The sequence below is a fragment of the Paraburkholderia sp. Tr-20389 genome (genome assembly GCF_017104565.1).
Classification (GTDB): Bacteria; Pseudomonadota; Gammaproteobacteria; order Burkholderiales; family Burkholderiaceae; genus Paraburkholderia.
Window position 1 is genome coordinate 59446 of sequence record NZ_JAAGPD010000030.1, and the last position, 16912, is coordinate 76357.

General features: G+C 64.6%; 16 protein-coding genes. 6 read left to right on the forward strand and 10 right to left on the reverse strand.

Annotated elements, in window-relative coordinates; all coding sequences use genetic code 11:
- Nucleotides 1–11: 11 nt before the first annotated feature.
- Genes G3N95_RS25405 through G3N95_RS25420 form a run of 4 tightly spaced genes read right to left on the reverse strand, consistent with a single transcriptional unit; the run spans nt 12 to nt 3926 of the window.
- Complete coding sequence (locus G3N95_RS25405) at nt 12–1046, reverse strand: ABC transporter substrate-binding protein (RefSeq protein ID WP_205972828.1); 1035 nt, start codon at nt 1044–1046, stop codon at nt 12–14.
- Between the two features lie 45 nt (nt 1047–1091).
- A complete protein-coding gene (locus G3N95_RS25410) occupies nt 1092–1880 on the reverse strand; it encodes an ABC transporter ATP-binding protein (protein WP_205972829.1) in 789 nt (262 codons plus the stop codon).
- The gene (locus tag G3N95_RS25415; RefSeq protein WP_205972830.1) at nt 1874–2899 is read right to left on the reverse strand and encodes an ABC transporter permease subunit; all 1026 of its coding nucleotides are present in this window, start codon (nt 2897–2899) and stop codon (nt 1874–1876) included. Before G3N95_RS25415 ends, G3N95_RS25410 begins: the two co-directional genes overlap by 7 nt.
- A gap of 25 nt (nt 2900–2924) precedes the next feature.
- Nucleotides 2925–3926, reverse strand: a complete 1002-nt coding sequence (locus tag G3N95_RS25420; protein ID WP_205972831.1) for an ABC transporter substrate-binding protein — start codon at nt 3924–3926, stop codon at nt 2925–2927.
- Between the two features lie 324 nt (nt 3927–4250).
- Between G3N95_RS25420 and G3N95_RS25425 the strand changes: the two genes are divergently transcribed.
- The gene (locus tag G3N95_RS25425; protein ID WP_205972832.1) at nt 4251–5444 is read left to right on the forward strand and encodes a sugar transporter; all 1194 of its coding nucleotides are present in this window, start codon (nt 4251–4253) and stop codon (nt 5442–5444) included.
- A 53-nt stretch (nt 5445–5497) separates the two neighbouring features.
- Here G3N95_RS25425 and G3N95_RS25430 read toward each other — a convergent pair whose 3' ends face one another.
- The 3 genes from G3N95_RS25430 to G3N95_RS25440 form a co-directional block, all read right to left on the reverse strand.
- On the reverse strand, nt 5498–6919 hold the full coding sequence (locus tag G3N95_RS25430) for an MFS transporter (protein ID WP_205972833.1): 1422 nt from the start codon (nt 6917–6919) through the stop codon (nt 5498–5500).
- A gap of 152 nt (nt 6920–7071) precedes the next feature.
- Complete coding sequence (locus G3N95_RS25435) at nt 7072–8037, reverse strand: PDR/VanB family oxidoreductase (protein ID WP_205972900.1); 966 nt, start codon at nt 8035–8037, stop codon at nt 7072–7074.
- Between the two features lie 63 nt (nt 8038–8100).
- Complete coding sequence (locus G3N95_RS25440) at nt 8101–9468, reverse strand: aromatic ring-hydroxylating dioxygenase subunit alpha (protein WP_205972834.1); 1368 nt, start codon at nt 9466–9468, stop codon at nt 8101–8103.
- A gap of 283 nt (nt 9469–9751) precedes the next feature.
- On the opposite strand from G3N95_RS25440, the gene G3N95_RS25445 reads away from it, so the two are divergent.
- The 4 genes from G3N95_RS25445 (at nt 9752) to G3N95_RS25460 (ending at nt 14186) form a co-directional block, all read left to right on the forward strand.
- Nucleotides 9752–10870, forward strand: coding sequence for an FAD-dependent monooxygenase (locus G3N95_RS25445; RefSeq protein ID WP_205972835.1), 1119 nt, complete (start codon nt 9752–9754; stop codon nt 10868–10870).
- A 29-nt stretch (nt 10871–10899) separates the two neighbouring features.
- A complete protein-coding gene (locus G3N95_RS25450; RefSeq protein ID WP_205972836.1) occupies nt 10900–11682 on the forward strand; it encodes an IclR family transcriptional regulator in 783 nt (260 codons plus the stop codon).
- 323 nt (nt 11683–12005) lie between these two features.
- On the forward strand, nt 12006–13115 hold the full coding sequence (locus tag G3N95_RS25455; protein WP_205972837.1) for a porin: 1110 nt from the start codon (nt 12006–12008) through the stop codon (nt 13113–13115).
- A gap of 84 nt (nt 13116–13199) precedes the next feature.
- Nucleotides 13200–14186 carry an AraC family transcriptional regulator gene (locus G3N95_RS25460; protein ID WP_205972838.1) on the forward strand — a complete coding sequence of 329 codons (987 nt, stop codon included), beginning with the start codon at nt 13200–13202 and terminating at the stop codon, nt 14184–14186.
- Between the two features lie 32 nt (nt 14187–14218).
- Here the strand turns inward: G3N95_RS25460 and G3N95_RS25465 are convergent, their stop codons facing one another.
- Nucleotides 14219–15055, reverse strand: a complete 837-nt coding sequence (locus G3N95_RS25465; protein WP_205972839.1) for an isocitrate lyase/phosphoenolpyruvate mutase family protein — start codon at nt 15053–15055, stop codon at nt 14219–14221.
- Nucleotides 15056–15160: 105 nt separating this feature from the next.
- Nucleotides 15161–15586 carry an OsmC family protein gene (locus tag G3N95_RS25470; protein ID WP_012404470.1) on the reverse strand — a complete coding sequence of 142 codons (426 nt, stop codon included), beginning with the start codon at nt 15584–15586 and terminating at the stop codon, nt 15161–15163.
- A gap of 337 nt (nt 15587–15923) precedes the next feature.
- Between G3N95_RS25470 and G3N95_RS25475 the strand changes: the two genes are divergently transcribed.
- Nucleotides 15924–16220, forward strand: coding sequence for a DUF4148 domain-containing protein (locus G3N95_RS25475; protein ID WP_205972840.1), 297 nt, complete (start codon nt 15924–15926; stop codon nt 16218–16220).
- A 113-nt stretch (nt 16221–16333) separates the two neighbouring features.
- On the opposite strand, the gene G3N95_RS25480 is transcribed toward G3N95_RS25475, so the two are convergent.
- Entirely contained in the window at nt 16334–16888 is a 555-nt protein-coding gene (locus tag G3N95_RS25480; RefSeq protein ID WP_205972841.1) for a carboxymuconolactone decarboxylase family protein, read from the reverse strand.
- Nucleotides 16889–16912 lie beyond the last annotated feature (24 nt).

The following is a 16912-nucleotide window of genomic DNA, read 5'->3' on the forward strand; positions in this document are numbered from 1 at the left end:
GAATCTCGACATCACGCCAGCACGTCGGCAAACACCCGCGTCGCAAAGCGGTCCGAACTCGTGCCCGCATTCAACACCCCAACCGATTTCAGATCGTCGGCATACAGCGCGATCTCTTTCCTGAACGCATCACCGACGGGATGGTGATGATCCGTATGGCTCTTCAACATCTCCGTCAATTGGGCGACATTGGCGCCGGGTGCATTCGGCGCGAAGATCGCCGCCGCTTCGGCGGGATGGTTCGCGGTCCACTCGGTGGCCTCCAGCAGCGCCTGCGTCAACGCCTGCGCCGTCGCGCGGTCCTTGCGGACCAGCGAGCCGCGCACACCCAGCACGCAGCACACACGGTTCGCGTATTCGCCGCACAGATTGTTCGACACCTCCTGCAAATGGTCGGTCTCGCGCAAGGTCCAGATGGTCGGGTCGCCGTCGGCGATCGCGTGCACTTCGCCCTTCTTCAGCGCCTCGCCGAGCAGCGGCGCCGGATACTGGCGCCAGTGCACGTCGTTGTCAGGATCGACGCCGATCTTCTTCAGCGAGATCGCAAAGAAGTTCTTCGCCGGGCTCGCCATATCGCTCACACCGACCGTGCGTCCCTTCAACCCTTGCAGATCGACGATGCCCGATGCGCGTGTCGCGAGCAGCCGCATGCAGCCGCCGTGAATGCCCGACGTCAGCTTGACGTCGAAGCCCTGCTCCAGCGGCTTGATCCAGCGCAGCGCCATGCCGACGCCCGCATCCGATTTGCCCGTGGCAATCGCTTCGAGCAGCTGGTCGGTCGAACCCGCGAAGTTGATCAGTTCGACCTGCAGGCCATGCTTGCGGAAAAAGCCCTGCTGCACGGCGACGGGCACGGGCGCCGTGCAGATCGCGCCCGCATTCCACGAGAGTTTGAGCGGCTTCAAGGCTTCGTCGGCGGATGCGCGCACGCCGGGCAGCCCGAACGCCGCGCCGCCGAGCGCCGCCGCGCCCATCGTCCATGCCGTGTTGCGCAGCCAGGTGCGGCGCGCGGCGTTCGAAGGTGTGTTGTCGTCTGAATGCTTCATCGCGTGAGTTCTCCAAGTTTATGGTGTTCTTTCGTTGCGCGCCGCTCAGGTATCGAGGCCGAGCAGCGCCAGCACGTCGCGGCGCAACCTGACGAGATCCGGATCGTCGCGATGCCGCGGATACGGCGCGTCGTTGCGCACTTGCGAGAGAATGCGTGCCGGTCGTTCGCTCAGCACGATCACGCGGTTCGCGACATACAGCGCTTCTTCGACGTCGTGCGTAACCAGCAGCACTGAAAACCCTTCGGTCTGCCACAGACGCACCAGCTCTGATTGCATGCGGATGCGCGTCAGCGAGTCGAGCTTGCCGAACGGTTCATCGAGCACGAGCAGTTGCGGATCGTTGACGAGCGCGCGCGCCAGCGCCGCTCGCTGCGCCATCCCGCCCGACAGTTGATGCGGATAGGCGTTCGCGAAAGCCGACAGGCCGACCAGTTCGAGCGCAGCGTCGATACGGTTGCCCGCGTCGCGCTGCGTACGCTGGGCCTGCGGACCGAGCGCCACGTTGTCGCGCACGGTGCGCCACGGGAACAGCGTCGGATCCTGGAACACCACCACACGCGACGGATCGGGTCCGGTGACGGGCACTCCGTCCGCATGAATGGCACCCTGCGCCGGCGCATCGAGACCCGCGACGAGCCGCAGCAAGGTCGACTTGCCACAGCCGCTCGGACCGAGCAGCGCGACGCATTCGCCTGGCTCGATCGTGAGACTGATATCGTCGAGCACGGGCAGCGCTTCGCCGTGCAGCGCGAAGCGATGGGTGACGTTGCGCACATCGATCCGTGCGCCCTGTCGCACATCAGATGCGTGAGAAAAAGAGGCGGCTACCATTTCAGCATTCCTTTTTGCCAGGCGAGCAGTCGGTCGCGAACGCGGAACAGCAGGCTGATGAGCCCGGAACACATCAGCGCCATTACCAGCAACGCGGCGTACATGTTCGGATAGGCGGCCCACCCCTGCGCCCATTGCAGGTACCAGCCGAGGCCCGCTTTCACGCCCATCATCTCCGCGACGAACAGCACGGCGAACGACGAGCCAAGGCCCATGAACAGGCCGACGAAAACCGACGGCAGCGCAGCGGGAATGGCGACGCGCAGAATCAGGAACGACGGCTTTGCGCCGAGCGTGCGCGCCACGTCGTAGAAAGCGGAATTGACGCTCGCGACGCCCGACCACGTGAGCACCGCGACGGGAAACGCCGTCGCCAGCGCGATCAGAAACACGCTCGCGCTGAAACTCGACGGAAAGAAGAAGAACGCGAGCGGCAGCCAGGCGGTGGCAGGCAGCGGCCCGATCAGGCGCAGCACTGGGTGCAGCCAGTAGCCAACCGCTTTCGACCAGCCGATGCTCACGCCGATCACGAAGCCCGTCAGCGCGCCCAGCGAGTAACCGTACGCGAGCAACACGAACGAATGCGCCACGCTCGCGGCGAGACGCGGCAGATCGTCGGCATAGACGGCGATCAACGCTTGCGGCGGCGCGAAGAATGGTCTGGGCAGCCATTCGAGTTGCGCGGTGACGAGTTCCCATACGGTGAGACCGATCGATAGCGCGAGCAGCCACGGCGCGGTATTGCGCCATGCTTCGACGCGTGCGCTTCTGGCGGTGCTGGCGCGCCACCCTGCAATACCGATCGCAAGCGACAACGCCGCCAACAGCAGCTTGAGAATGGACAGTTCGCGCGTATAAGGCCAATCGTCGAGCGCGGGCCACCATTGCGTAATGGCCGCGCTGCCGAGCCAGCCGAACGCAGCCAGCAGCGCGATCAGGCGTTTGCCTTGCTCGCGTGCATCGCGTTTGCCTTCACCCGCTATACCCGCGAGTTCGAGTGTGGGTGCTTGTGTGGACATGTCATCGTGCTCCGTCAATGCGAGTTCATGTGCTGGCAAGATGCGTCTCCGAGATCGCGCGAACGTCGATGCGGCGCGGCAGGATGGCATCCTGATGCGCGCGGTCCGCGACTTTTTGCAGCGTTGCGATATCCGCGTCGGTGACGAAATGCTGCTTCAGCGCCGCGCGTTTCGTGATCTGCTTCGCGGCTTCGAGCGGCGAGCGTGTGAGCGTCGCGTAGATTTGCGCGTACGCGTCGGGATTGGCCAGCGCCCAGTCACCCGCGCGCTGGTAGCGAACGAGCACATCGGCGATGGCTGCACGCTTGCGCGGATCGCTCAACGAAGCGCCCGAAGCGGTGATGAAGCCCAGGCCGCTATTGATGCCGGAGCCGTCGCGCAGGATGCGGCCGCCGCGTTGCGCCGCGATGCCGTAGTAAGGGTCGAACGTCGCCCACACTTCGATCGCGCCGGAGGCGAAGGCCGCAAATGCATCGACGGGCAGGATGAAGCGCACCGTCACGTCGTCTTTCGTGAGGCCCGCTTCGGCGAGTGCGCCGTATAACTGGAACTGCGAGATGCTGCCCCGCGCCGACGAAACGAATACCGTGCGGCCCTTCAGGTCCGCGATGGTGCGGATGGTCGAATTCGATCCAACCAGAATGCCGAGTTGCGCGCCCGAGCCGATGCGCGTCGCCACGATCTTCAACGTCGGGTCGCCGACGGCCGCTGCCAGCACGGGGAGATCGCCGGCCGGCGCGAGATCGACGGCGCCGGCACGCTGTGCTTCGAACAACGGCGCCGCGCCCTGGAAGTTGGCCCAGCGGTAAGCGTACGGGGCGCCGTCCAGCACCTTCGCCGCTTCGACGAGCGCCCGTGTGCCGCCCGCCTGATCGCCGAGCACGATGGTCACGTCATCCGCTGCGCGAGCGTTGCGTGCGCCTGTCAAAGCGGTCGCCATCGCGAGCGGCGCCGCCGCGAGCGAACGCAGCACACGCCGGCGCGCCCGCATGGACATTGAAAAAGACGTTGGAACGGAAGCGGCCATAAGTCCTCACTGTGCGTATCGGGCACAGCGTAGCGACGACCGGCGGCCGTGAGAATTATTCAATTCCGATATGTTTATATCGGTTCAATATTTATCGTTTGCATTTTTATCGGGCGTGAGCGGATGCGCACTCGAGAATCCCTCGCTTGTATCGCGCACTTAAGGGTTTATACTTAACCCCGTCTCCTCCGTATCTTCCCGATATGGATTCTTGCCCGCCGCCGTGCGGGCATTTTCTTGGGCGGCCAACCGCGGATCATCGTCCGGTGCCATGCGGTTGCAGCCGCTCTTTAAGCGCCACTCTGTCTTTTTGCCCAACCGGCAATGTCAACTCCCGATTCCTTCGCAGCAAAACATTCGTGGTGGGGCGTGCTGGCGCTCGCACTTGCGGCCTTCGTCTTCAACACCACGGAATTCGTTCCCGTCGCCTTGCTGAGTTCGATCGGCGAAAGCCTCTCGATGCAGCCGACCGACGTCGGCGTGATGCTGACCATCTATGCATGGGCCGTCGCGCTCGTATCGTTGCCGTTGACGATACTCACGCGCCACGTCGAACGCCGCAAGCTGCTCACAGGGGTGCTGCTGCTGTTCGTCGCCTGCCATATCGTGACAGGCGTCGCGTGGAATTTTGCCGTGCTCGTCATCGGCAGACTGGGCATTGCCTGCGCCCATGCGATCTTCTGGTCGATATCCGTTTCGCTGGTTGTCAGACTGGCCCCTGCCGACAAGAAAAGCCGCGCGCTCGGACTGCTGGCAATGGGCACGTCGCTGGCGATGGTCGCGGGCATTCCTGTCGGACGGATGATCGGCGAGGCGTTGGGTTGGCGGATTACGTTCCAGGTAATCGCCGTTGCGGCGGTTGTCGTCCTTTTGCTGCTGCGCTTCACATTGCCCGTGCTGTCGAGCGAGCAGTCCGGTTCGCTACGCAGCTTGCCCGTTCTGCTCAGAAATCCGACCTTGATGTGTCTCTATCTGGTCACGGTGCTGGTCGTATCGGCGCATTTCACCGCGTACACGTACATCGAGCCGTTCATCCAGCAGGTCAATCATGCGAGCGGAAGCCGCATCACCTTCATCCTGACCTTGTTCGGCGCAGCCGGGATTCCGGCTGCGATCTGCTTCAACCGGTTCTATCCGCAGCAACCGGAGCGCTTCATGCGCGGCGCGGTGATGTCGATCGCCGCGTGTCTGCTGATCCTTTTCCCCTGCTCGCTGAGCATCGTCACGTTGTCGGTGCATTCGTTCATATGGGGAGGCGCGATCATCTGCTTCGGTCTGGGCATGCAGGCGTGGGTGCTGCGACTGGCACCCGATGCCACCGACCTCGCCGTTTCGATTTTTTCGGGGCTCTACAACGTGGCGATCGGCGCAGGTGCGCTGTTCGGCAATCATATTGCCAGGGACTATGGCATCCCCTGGATCGGCACCTTCGGCGGCATGATCGCCGGGCTGGCTGCGGCGGCATGCTGGTTCGCCTTCCGTGCGCGCCATCCGCGCAACGGCATGTCGTCGGAATAAGGTCGTGCACGATGGAGTGGCCGAACGCGGCCAGGCGTCAGCCACTCCATCCGTCAACCGTCGACATTCATTGCGTCACCCTCACCCGCAATCTCGTCGAGTGTCCTGCCGCGCGTTTCCATCGCGAACGCAGCCATCACCATCGCGCCCGCCAGCGACACGAACGCGAAATAACCGAACACGGCCTCCACGTTCAGATACGTCAGCAACGCACCGATGATCATCGGCCCGATCACGGACGACGCCCGCGTCACCGCAGACGCAGCACCCGCGCCACGCGCGCGTATCCTCGTCGGATACACCTCGGGCGCATAGACATAGATTCCGCACTGGACGATCGCAATCAGCGCGACACTCAGCGACGCCAACATTGAAACCTGCGCGGCCGGCACGCGCGTTCCACTGAACGCGAGATAGAGCATCGGCAGCGCGGCGCCGAGAAACGCCAGCGCGAAGGTTTTCTTGCGCCCGAGCCAGTCGATCACGAAGATACCCGCCAGCGTGCCGATCAACGTCGCGATCATGCTGACCATGCCGTAGCGCAGCGCGACCTGTAACGGCAGGTGATAGACGGTCCGGTACAGCGACGGCAGCCACACCAGAATCCCGTACGTCGTCAGGCTGCCGCAGCAGGCCATCAGCCATACCGTCAGCGTGCGCGTAGCGAAGCCGCGCTTGAACAGCGCGCGAAACGGCGCTTTGGCCGGGTCCGCCTGCGTTCCTGCAGCGCGCAGAGCGGGCAGTGCGGCGTACCGATCGCGGGGCACCGCCTGCTCCATCGTCGCGACGATACGGTCCGCTTCTTCAGCACGGCCGTTGATCGCGAGCCAGCGCGGCGATTCGGGCGCCGCGCGCGGCAGGATCGCGGCGAGCACGATGGGCAGCGCGCCGACCACGAACATCGCCTGCCAGCCATACGCGGGGATCAGCCACAACGCAGCGAGCGCCGCAATCAGATTGCCCACCGCAAAAGTGGACTGAAGAATGAAGATCACGCGCCCGCGAATTTTCGCAGGGCACAGTTCGTTCATATAGGTCGCCGACACGGGCGACTCGCCGCCCAGCCCGATACCCTGCAAGAACCGCAACGCGATGAACACCGCGTAGCTCGGTGCATACGCGGATGCGAGGCTGCCCAGCGCAAGAATCACGAGCAGCCAGCGCAGCACGCGCAATCGTCCGAAACGTTCGGCGGCGGCGCTGAACACCAGCGCGCCGATCGTCTGCCCGACATAACCGCCCGACACGAGCAACGCAGCCTCGCCAGGCGACAGATGCCATAAACCGATCAACACGGGCAGCACATACGCGATCGTCAGCGCGTCGAACGCATCGGTCATATGAACGAAACCGGCCACGCTCAGTACACGCGCATGCCATCGCGTGAACGGCAGCCGTTCGATGCGCGCCGAGATCAGCGCGGCGGCGTGCCGATCCCGGCTGCGCGCGACGGTGTTCGCGTCGACCTGTTTCACTGTGCTCGATAGATCCATCATGTCCTCAGTAGGGAGTGCGGGACGCGAGACATGCCGTCCGTGGGGGAAATGCGCCGCTTCGAAGGCGAGCGGCTTCAGCGATTCATGTCATGTGTCGCGATGCGTTCAGATGCAAGCGTCGCAGCACGACCTCACGCGAGATCGAGTACAAGCGTCGGGCTTTTTGCACCGGATACGCAGACCATCATCACGGCGTTCGCGGCCTTGTCGGATTGCGTGAGCACGGCATCGCGATGCTCGGGACAACCGCCCAGCACACGCGTTTCGCACGCGCCGCACAGGCCTTCGCGACAGCTGTAGTCGACGTCGACGCCCGCTTCGAGCAGCACGTCGAGCAAAGCCGCGCCCGCCGGCACAGCGAGGCGCCGGCCGCTTTTCGCCAGTTCGACCGTGTACCCGCCCTGCGGCGTATCCGGCGCGGGCGCGCTCGCGGCGAACCGTTCGACGTGCACGTTGCCGATGCCCGCGCTTGCGCATGCCGTTTCGAATGCGCTCAACATCGCGTCCGGTCCGCAGCAGTACGCGTGAACATCGGCGGGCTGTTGCGCCAGCAGCGCGCCGAGATCGAACGGATGCCCCGCATGGTCCGCATCGAAATGCAACTGCACGCTGCCGTCGTTCGTGCCGAGTTGGTCCAGATACGCAGCCTGCGAGCGCTCGCGTGCGCAATACACGAGACGCACTGCGCGGCCGGCTTCACGTAAACGCCGGTACATGCAGAGCATCGGCGTGATGCCGATGCCGCCCGCGATCAGCAAGGTCGACGCCGCATCCTCCTGCAACGCGAAGTTGTTGCGCGGCGCGCCGATCGTCAGCACCGCGCCGCAGCGCAATTGCTCGTGCACGTAGCGCGAACCGCCGCGGCTCTTCGCATCGGCGAGCACGCCAATCACATAGCGGTCCACCTCGTCGGGCGAATTCACCAGCGAATAGCTGCGCGTGATGCCGTTCGGAAGATGCAGATCGATATGCGCACCCGGCGTGAAGCGCGGAAACGTGCCGCCATGCGCCGGCACGAGTTCGATGCCCAGCACGCGCTCTGCTTCGTGACGCAAGGTGCGCACCTTCGCCTCGATGCGTGTCCGCGCGCGGCTCATGCTCACACCGCCTGTTTGCTGTTGCATGTTTTGCAGACCTCGATGGATGGACGACATCTGCGCTTACGACGCTTCACCCGCTGGCGCCACGTCGCGCACGGCGTCACTCGATTCAGGCGCTGCGGCCCGTACGGGAGTCTGTTTGCCACCGTGCACCGAGAAAAACCGCGCACGATTCACCTTCTGCCCGATGGCGTTCTCGTAGGCCTCGCGCACGCTTTCCGGCTGTCCGTACTGGCCGATGAAATCGCGCAGATACGCACCGAGCAGCGGATGCGCCGACAACTCGGCGAGCGTCATGCCGTTGATCATTTCTTCGCGGCACGCCGACGGCAAAAACACGTTCCGGTTGCGCGCGCTGTCAGTGATGAGGCCCTTCGGCGTAGCGCCCGCTGCGACCGCTTCGAGTTCCTCGAAAAAACGGCGGCGCAGCATGACGATGCCGCGATCGCTGGCGCCGAGCGTTTCGCGCGTGCGGTCCGTGATGACGCCCTGCCCGACCCACGCCGCGAAATCCTGATTCGCGACGTGACTCGTGATCCAGTCGCCGTTCTCATCGCGCAGCGGTCCGTACCATGCGGGGATGTGCTCCTGCACGTAAGGCTCCTGCTCCTTCGGCACCTTGTTGTAGACCCACAGCAAGCTCAGCGTGTTTTCATCGTCGATCGGCACGCGCCATTCGAAGTGGTGGCCGAGATAAAACGCATTCGGCCAGAGCGTGACGCGTCCCGTGGTCCACATCGGGTTCTGTTCGGTTTCATGCGCGCGCAGACGCTTGTAGACGAAGCCGAACTCGAATTCTTCGTACTTCGTATCGAGGTGGGTCGGTACGTGTTCGGCGTGGCTGTTCTGCTGACGCTCGGTCCAGTTGTTGTGGGTCCACTCGAAATGGATCGGATCGATCGAATTTTCCTGGCACTGAAACCAGTTGCACGGAATCTCCGCCATCACCACCTGCGCGAAGCCGTTCGTGTAGTTGAACGGCTCCCAGTCCGGCAGCTCGGGCGCGGGCGACGGCCCCATGTACGCCCACACCATGCCCGCCTTCGCGCGCACCTGGTATGCGGTGATGCGCGTCTTCTGCCGCAGTCGCGCCTGCTCGTCGACGATCTCTTCGTACGGCTGATGCGTGCACTGCCCTTTTGCGTCGAATTCCCAGCCGTGATACGCACAGCGCAAACCGCATTGCTCGACGAAACCGAACGCGAGATCCGCATTGCGATGCGGACAGCGACGCTGCACAAGACCGAAATTGCCGCTCAGGTCCTTGAACAGCACGAGGTCTTCGCCGAACAGGCGAATCGGACGGACCGGCTTGTCGTCGAATTCCGCGACGCCCGCAACGGGATGCCAGTAGCGCCGCAGATAGTCGCCCATCGGCGTGCCCGGACCCACTTCGGTGAGCACTTTGTTCTTTTCCTGACTCAACATATTCCGTGTCCTCGCATGTTGGAAACGCTGCCCCCCGTCTCCGGCGAGGCTCGAGCGATGGCGAAATCTTGGCGACGCGTCAGGGGCGCGACAACCTCTCCAAAATCCAAAAAGGTTGCCGTTCGTCCCGGCCAAAGAGCGTTTTCCAGGGACGGATGCGCGCACGCCGAACGATGCACTTTTCCTTGCCGTCAAAAACAAACTGCTCCACAATTAACGTTCATTTTTGTTCTCTATGTTCATTTTTGAACAGTTCGTTAATGCATTCGGCGTGAGGAAAAGCATGAAGATCGGCATCATCGGCGGCGGGATTGGGGGCTTGGCGGCGGCGATCGCGCTGCGCAAGGCGGGACATCGGGTGAGCGTGTTCGAGCAGGCGGAACGTTTCGGCCGCGTCGGCGCGGATATCAACCTGACGCCGAACGCAGTTCGCGCGCTGGACGGACTGGGCGTCGGCGCACAGTTGCGCGAAACGGCCGCGCGCCCGAACGCGCGCATCAGCCGGATGTGGGACACGGGCGAGGAAACCTCGCGCCTCGCGATGTCGGACGAGGCGGAGCGCAAATACGGTGCACCGCAACTGACGATGCACCGTGCGGACGTGATGGCCGCGCTGGAGCGGGCGCTGGCGCCGGGCGAACTGCAACTTGGCGCGCGCAGCGTCGGATTCGACCACGCGGACGGCGAAGCACGGGTGACGCTCGCCGACGGCTCGACGCACGCGTTCGATCTGCTGCTCGGCGCCGACGGCATCCATTCCGGCGTGCGCAAGCACCTGTTCGGCGACGAGCATCCGCAGTTCACGGGCATCGTGTCGTATCGCGCGGTGGTACCCGCCGAACGGCTCAGCGGCGGAGATCTCGGCGCGTTCGTCAAATGGTGGGGACCCACCGACGATCTGCAGATCGTCACGTTCCCGCTCAATCGCGGCCGCGACGTGTTCATCTTCGCGACCACCTCGCAGGCCGACTGGACGCACGAATCGTGGACCACGCCGGGCGACCCCGACGCGTTGCGCCGCGCGTACGCGAATTTCCACCCGCAAGCACGCGCCCTGCTCGACGCCTGCGACAGCGTGCTCGCGTCGGCGCTCTATATTCGCGATCCGTTGCCCAGCTGGACGGGCCCGCACATGGCGCTGCTCGGCGACGCATGCCATCCGATGATGCCGTTCATGGCACAGGGCGCGGGCATGGCGATCGAGGACGCCGTCGTGCTGTCGCGCGCGCTGACGGGCGTGGAAGCCGACGGGCTCGGCGCGGCGCTGAAGCGCTACGAAAGCGCGCGCCAGGAACGCACCGCGACAATCCAGATCGGCTCGCGCGGCAACAACTGGCTGAAAACGGGCGGCAATGCGGACTGGGTTTACGGGTACGATGCGTGGTCCGTGAGTCTGCAGTGACTCGTTGCTCCAACTGAACCAGCCCGAAGATGACGTTTCCATCCGACCGGGCGGGCGCCGCCGATGCGTCGGCGTCGCCCGTCGAACGCGCGTTCCGCCTGTTGCGCTACATCGCCGACGGCGGCTCGACCGCGAACCTGAGCGATGTCGCGCGCCAGATCAACGTGAATCGCGTGACGGTGATGCGGCTGCTCGAGTCGCTGAAATCTGCCGGGCTGATCGAAGCCGTTCCGTCCGGCGGCGCGCATCGGCTCGGCTTGCCTTTCCTGACGCTGGCGGCGAGCGCGCTCGGCTCGGCGGACCTGACGTCGCGCGCGCGGCAAACCTTGCCCGCGCTGGTCGCGCAAACGGGCCTGTCGGCGTTTCTCGCCGTGCTCGAAGGCACGGAGCTGATCTATCTGTTGTGCGAGACGCCCGACACGCCGCTCGTCACGCGCATACGGGTCGGCAGCCGGATTCCGGCACACCGCGCGACGCCGGGACTCGCGATGCTGGCCACGCTCGACGCGCCGGCGCTCGCCGACCTGTATGCGCACCACCCGCCGGCGAACGCCGACCACCGCCCCGATTGGGACACGCTGAACGTCGCGCTCGCCAGAGTGCGGGAGAACGGTTGTGCGTGGAGCTTCTCGGGTCTCGAAGCGGGCATCGATTCGTGCGCGGCGGCCGTCATCGATAGCCGTGGAAACGTGCTCGCCGCCGTGAGCGTCGCGGGCCCGAACACCGCATTCGCTAACGACGACTCGCTGCGCGCGAAGGTCGAAGCCGGCGTCAAGTCGGCCGCCGGCGAGTTGTCCCGCTCCAGCCTGTAACGCCTCTTCCCCGACCTCGTTTTTACCTCCTGTTATTGCCCTTGTTTCTCCCCTGAAACAAGCCGTTTCGGCGCGCCAGTCAATCTGCGACAACGGGACGATCGGCTACTTTTCAGAGAGCCACGGTCCTTGGCGGCGTTTTTTGCGTCGCCAAGAATTTCCCCACTCGCCCGCCATCCGCAGCTGATACGCGACGGGCGATGCGCAGCGTACGCAACGGCATCCGAACCGTTCGACGCACGCCGCTTCAGGGGAGGCCCGTCGCCGCGACAGCCTCCGAACCCACAACGATAAGCAGGGCTGCAAACAAGGGCTTGGTGAACATGAAGGTCACACGAAAGAGAACGACTGTCTCCACTGCGCTGCTCGCCGCGATCGGCGTGACGGCGGCGCTCGGCGCGGGCAGCGCACGCGCGCAAAGCAGCGTGACGCTCTACGGTATCGTCGATACGGGCGTGCAGTACTACAACAACGCATCGGGTGGCGGCTCGGTAGTCGGCATGCCGACGCTCACGGGCGAGGTGCCGTCGCGGTTCGGCTTGCGCGGCGTCGAAGATCTCGGCGGCGGCTACAAGACCTTCTTCGTTCTGGAGAACGGTTTCGCAGTGAATAGCGGCGCGTTGAACTACGGCGGCCGGTTGTTCGGCCGTCAGGCGAACGTCGGTGTGAGTTCGCCGTATGGTGCCCTCACGCTCGGAAGGCAGATGAACATGTCGATGTACGTGCTGCAAAACGCCGACGTGATCGGCCCGTCGATTCATTCGATGGCGAGCTTCGACACCTATCTGCCCAATGCGCGCAGCGACAATGCAGCCGGCTATCTCGGCAAGTTCGGCGGCCTGACGGTTGGCGGCACCTACAGCACGGGGCGCGATGCAGCCGGACCGGCTGGACCGTCGGCCACCAATTGCGCAGGCAATGTCGCGGGCGATCCCGTCGCGTGCCGGCAGTACACGATGATGCTCGCCTATGACGCAACGCAATTCGGCGTGGCGGCTTCGTACGACGTGATGCGCGGCGGCACCGGCGCGTCGGCGCCGCTGTCGAACCCGGCCTACACCGACACGCGCACGATCGTCGACGCCTACGCGAATGTCGGTCCCGCGAAGATCGGTGGCGGCTGGATTCGCCGCAATACGTCGGCGGCCGCGCATAGCCAGTCGGACATCTATTTTGTCGGCGCGACGTATCACGCAAGCGCAGCGTTATCATTCGACGCACAGGTGCTGCGCTATCTGTTGCGCGAAACGTCGGACTCGACGCTGTTCGTCGGCCGCGTGAATTATCTGCTGTCGAAGCGCACCACGGTCTATACGTCGGTCGGCTACATGGAGAACAGTTCGCGCGGCGCGGCGGCTGTCGCGGCAGGCGGGTCGGTCGGCACGGGGCAGGATCAGCTGGGCGTGATGGCGGGCATCCAGCAGCGCTTTTGATGCATCTGCGCGCCCGATCCGATCAGGCATGCGCATACGGGTCCAACATACAGAACCTCGGCGCGAACAACGGGAGACAAACCTATGGCAAACGACCTGCTGAGCGACATCCTCGCCGACCTGCGCGCGGATGCCGTCGTCACCGGCCGCTTCACGTTGAGCGCGCCGTGGGCGATCCGTAAACCTGCCGTATCGGGTGCGCCGTTCCGCATGGCTTCGGGCACGCCGTTCTATTTAACGGTTGCAGGCGAGCCGCCTGTCCATGTTCAACCAGGCGACTTCGTGCTGCTGCCGCATGGGCACGAACACATCATGGCGTCGTCGCTGGAAGAGCAGCCTGTGCCGTTCGATTCGCTGATGGCCGACAAAGGCATCCAGCCGCGTTTCGACACGCCGCTCGAATTCACCGCGGGCGGCGGCGGCGAGACCAGCGACCTCTACACGGGCATCGTCGTATATCGCGACATCATGCGCAGTCCGCTCTTCTCGGTGTTGCCGCCGCTGATTCACGTGCGTGCAAACGATCCCGCCGTCGCGCCGTGGCTCGCCAGCACGCTGCAGACTTTCATTCAGGAATCGATGACCTGTCAGCCCGGCTGGGCGATCGCCGCCGCGCGTCTCGCGGATGTGCTGTTCGTGCAGTTGCTGCGCGCGCATCTGCAATCGACGGCCAATCACACCGGCTGGCTGCGCGGCCTCGCCGATCCGCAGATCGGCCGCGCGATGGCGATGATCCATCGCGATCCGCGCCGCGAATGGAGCGTCGCGAGTCTCGCGGCGGCGGCGGGCATGTCGCGCTCGCGCTTCAGTGCGCGCTTCGTCGAACTGGTGAACGACACGCCGATCGGACATCTGACCGCGTACCGCATGTATCTGGCAAGCGGCGAACTGACCAACGGCAAGCGCAAGCTGATCGAAATAGCCGAACGGGTCGGCTATTCATCGGAAAAGGCGTTTTCTCGCGCGTTCCACCGCTGGTCGGGAATGGCGCCGAGGCGTTATGCGCGCAGTCCGCACGAACTGCAGCACGCGTCGAATGCTCCCGTGGATCCGAGCGCATCGAATGCGTGACGCTGGGCTGGCGTCATGCATTCGTACGCTGCTCAGGCAGGCTTGCCGACGGAAGCAAACAGGTCGGTAATCTCCTTCATCGTCGCTGCTTCGTTCGTGTAAGTGAAGGTGCCGCGACCGAGCATTTCATTCGCGGCGCGCAGCATCGCGCCCAGCGCCGCGCGTGCGAGCGCCCCGCCGACGCTGATCCGCCGCACGCCCATCTGCGCGAGATCGTCGACGGAAAACGGCATGCCCGCCATGCCCATCAGCACGTTGACGGGCCGGTCGACGGAACTGACGACGGCCGCGATGTCTTCGCGCGTCTTCAGGCCCGGCGCATAGAGCACGTCGGCGCCCGCTTCCTGGAACGCCTGCAGACGGCGAATCGTGTCGGCGAGATCGGCGCGGCCCACCAGATAGTTTTCCGCCCGCGCCGTCAGCGTGAACGGGAACGGCAGCGCACGCGCCGCTTCGACGGCCGCGCGCACGCGCTCGACAGCGAGGTCGTGCGCGTAGATGGGATCGCCGGCGCGCCCCGTCGCGTCCTCGATCGAGCCGCCGACGACACCCGCCGCAGCTGCCTGCCGGATCGTTTCGGCCGCGTCTTCCGGTGCATCGCCGAAGCCGTTTTCGAGGTCCGCGCTGACGGGCAGCGCCGTCGACGGCGCGAGGTCGGCCAGATGACGGATCATCTGCTCGCGGCCGACGGCGTTGTCCGGCAAGCCGACGGAGAACGCGTAGCCCGCGCTCGTCGTCGCGAGCGCCTTGAAGCCGAGTGCTTCGAGCAGGCGCGCGGAACCGATGTCCCACGGGTTGGGAATGATGAACGGAACGCTCGCCTCATGAAGCGCGCGAAATGCCCGTGCCTTGTCTGCTTGTGATGTCATGGCCGCCCTGTCGGTGGATTCCGTACGAGCCGCTTTGCCCGGCGCTGCATCGCGTGACCGGGCGAAAGCGGAAAGAACTGCTGTGAACTGCTGTGCGCCGCGAACTCAGGTTTCGAGTTTCGCGTCCATCGTGATCGTCGCGTTCAACACCTTCGAGATCGGGCACCCCGCTTTGGCGTCGGCTGCCGCCTTGTCGAACGCGGCCTTGTCCCCGCCCGGAATCTTCACCACGACGTCGAGATGCGAGGCCGTCACCGCGAAGCCGCCGCCGTCCTTGTCGAGCGTGACCGTGGCCGTGGTCGCGATACGCTCCGGCTTGATGTTGGCCTTGCCGAGTTCCGCCGACAACGCCATCGAAAAGCATCCCGCATGCGCCGCCGCGATCAGTTCTTCGGGATTCGTGCCGATGCCGTTCTCGAAACGCGTCGCGAACGAATACTGCGTGTCCTTGAGCACGCCGCTGTCGGTGGAGATCGAGCCCTTGCCGTCTTGCAGACCGCCCTGCCAGAGTGCTGATGCCTTGCGCTTCATTCGTCTCTCCTGAGTAGAGTTCGTGCTGCCGCGCTCCCAACCGCGATGCCCGCCGCGACGGTCTCTCCCGACGATTCGCGGCTTCGGCACCGGTCACGCGTGCTGCGCCAAACGTGTGGGCCGTCGGCGTGGACCGAAGCTTCATCATAGGCGGATATCGGTGGCACTGCCGTGAAGCTGCACGCCCATGCGTGCGCGGGCATTATTTCACTCGACGCAAGAATCTTTCTCCAATCTGCCACTTTTTTGACCAGCACTCCGGAAATACACTTGCTCCAACGGTTCGGACAGGAAAGTTCAAACCGAACCGATCAAACAAATGTTCTCGGAGGTCATCATGAAATCGCTTCTTTCGGCAGTCGTCGTCGCATCCGCTCTTCTCGTTCCCGCTGTTTCGTTCGCGCAGCAAGCCAGCAACGCCCCCGTGACGCGCACGCAGGTTCGCGCCGAACTCGTCGCCGCGCAACAAAACGGCACGCTCGACCAGAACGACGTGACGTACCCGAAGGCCACGCCGCAATACGGCGCAACGTCGCAAGCGACGGAAGTCGGCGGCGCGACGTCGGGCTCGTCGCAATCGGGTTCGCGTCCGAGCGTCGAGCAGCGCATCTTCTCGACGTTCCGCGGCAACTGATCTGCGGCCACCAGGCCGTGTTGCGCGCCGTGATCGCGCGCTAGCGTCAGATGCACGAAGGCCCCGGCCGACTCATCGAGTCAGCCGGGGCCTTTCTTTTGTGCATGTGAAACCTACTCAGCGAACGGCAGCGAGTCCTGCCCCTGCGCGCGCATGTCGAACACGTTCAGTGTCATCGCGACGAGCGCGTAGTAGCCGAGCAGCCCGACCAGGTTGATCGTGACCTCGTGGCCGAAGCGCTCGACGGTCTTCGCATACGTCGCATCGGACACGCGCTTCGCGTCGTACAGCTCGGTCGCGAAGGCGTAGATCAGCGCGTCGTCGGCATCGGCGAAGTCAGGCAGCTTGCTCTGGCGGATCGCCTCGGCGTCGTCGACGCGCACGCCCGCTTCGATCGCAATTGGGTAGTGGATGAACCACTCGGCCTGCGCCTGCCAGCGCGACGCCGTGACGAGAATCGCCAGCTCCGACAGGCGCAGCGACAGGCCCGTCTTGTAGCGGCAGAACGCGCCGAGCCGCTGCGCGTGCTGCGCGAGTTCGGGACTATGGATCCAGCCGAGAAACGGTCCGTTCAGATTGCCGCGCGGACCCGACAGGATCTCGTCGAGCACGACCTTCTGTTCGGGCGTCGCGTGGCCGGCGTCGAAAGATGGCAGACGGTTGGTCATCGGAAGCTCTTCAGGTAGGAGTAA

Excerpts from the sequence above, each read along its gene's own strand:
- G3N95_RS25405 (WP_205972828.1), bottom strand. The coding sequence starts at position 1,046 with ATGAAGCATTCAGACGACAACACACCTTCGAACGCCGCGCGCCGCACC.
- G3N95_RS25410 (WP_205972829.1), bottom strand. The coding sequence starts at position 1,880 with ATGGTAGCCGCCTCTTTTTCTCACGCATCTGATGTGCGACAGGGCGCA.
- G3N95_RS25415 (WP_205972830.1), bottom strand. The coding sequence starts at position 2,899 with ATGTCCACACAAGCACCCACACTCGAACTCGCGGGTATAGCGGGTGAA.
- G3N95_RS25420 (WP_205972831.1), bottom strand. The coding sequence starts at position 3,926 with ATGGCCGCTTCCGTTCCAACGTCTTTTTCAATGTCCATGCGGGCGCGC.
- G3N95_RS25425 (WP_205972832.1), top strand. The coding sequence starts at position 4,251 with ATGTCAACTCCCGATTCCTTCGCAGCAAAACATTCGTGGTGGGGCGTG.
- G3N95_RS25435 (WP_205972900.1), bottom strand. The coding sequence starts at position 8,037 with ATGAGCCGCGCGCGGACACGCATCGAGGCGAAGGTGCGCACCTTGCGT.
- G3N95_RS25440 (WP_205972834.1), bottom strand. The coding sequence starts at position 9,468 with ATGTTGAGTCAGGAAAAGAACAAAGTGCTCACCGAAGTGGGTCCGGGC.
- G3N95_RS25445 (WP_205972835.1), top strand. The coding sequence starts at position 9,752 with ATGAAGATCGGCATCATCGGCGGCGGGATTGGGGGCTTGGCGGCGGCG.
- G3N95_RS25450 (WP_205972836.1), top strand. The coding sequence starts at position 10,900 with ATGACGTTTCCATCCGACCGGGCGGGCGCCGCCGATGCGTCGGCGTCG.
- G3N95_RS25455 (WP_205972837.1), top strand. The coding sequence starts at position 12,006 with ATGAAGGTCACACGAAAGAGAACGACTGTCTCCACTGCGCTGCTCGCC.
- G3N95_RS25460 (WP_205972838.1), top strand. The coding sequence starts at position 13,200 with ATGGCAAACGACCTGCTGAGCGACATCCTCGCCGACCTGCGCGCGGAT.
- G3N95_RS25465 (WP_205972839.1), bottom strand. The coding sequence starts at position 15,055 with ATGACATCACAAGCAGACAAGGCACGGGCATTTCGCGCGCTTCATGAG.
- G3N95_RS25470 (WP_012404470.1), bottom strand. The coding sequence starts at position 15,586 with ATGAAGCGCAAGGCATCAGCACTCTGGCAGGGCGGTCTGCAAGACGGC.
- G3N95_RS25475 (WP_205972840.1), top strand. The coding sequence starts at position 15,924 with ATGAAATCGCTTCTTTCGGCAGTCGTCGTCGCATCCGCTCTTCTCGTT.
- G3N95_RS25480 (WP_205972841.1), bottom strand. The coding sequence starts at position 16,888 with ATGACCAACCGTCTGCCATCTTTCGACGCCGGCCACGCGACGCCCGAA.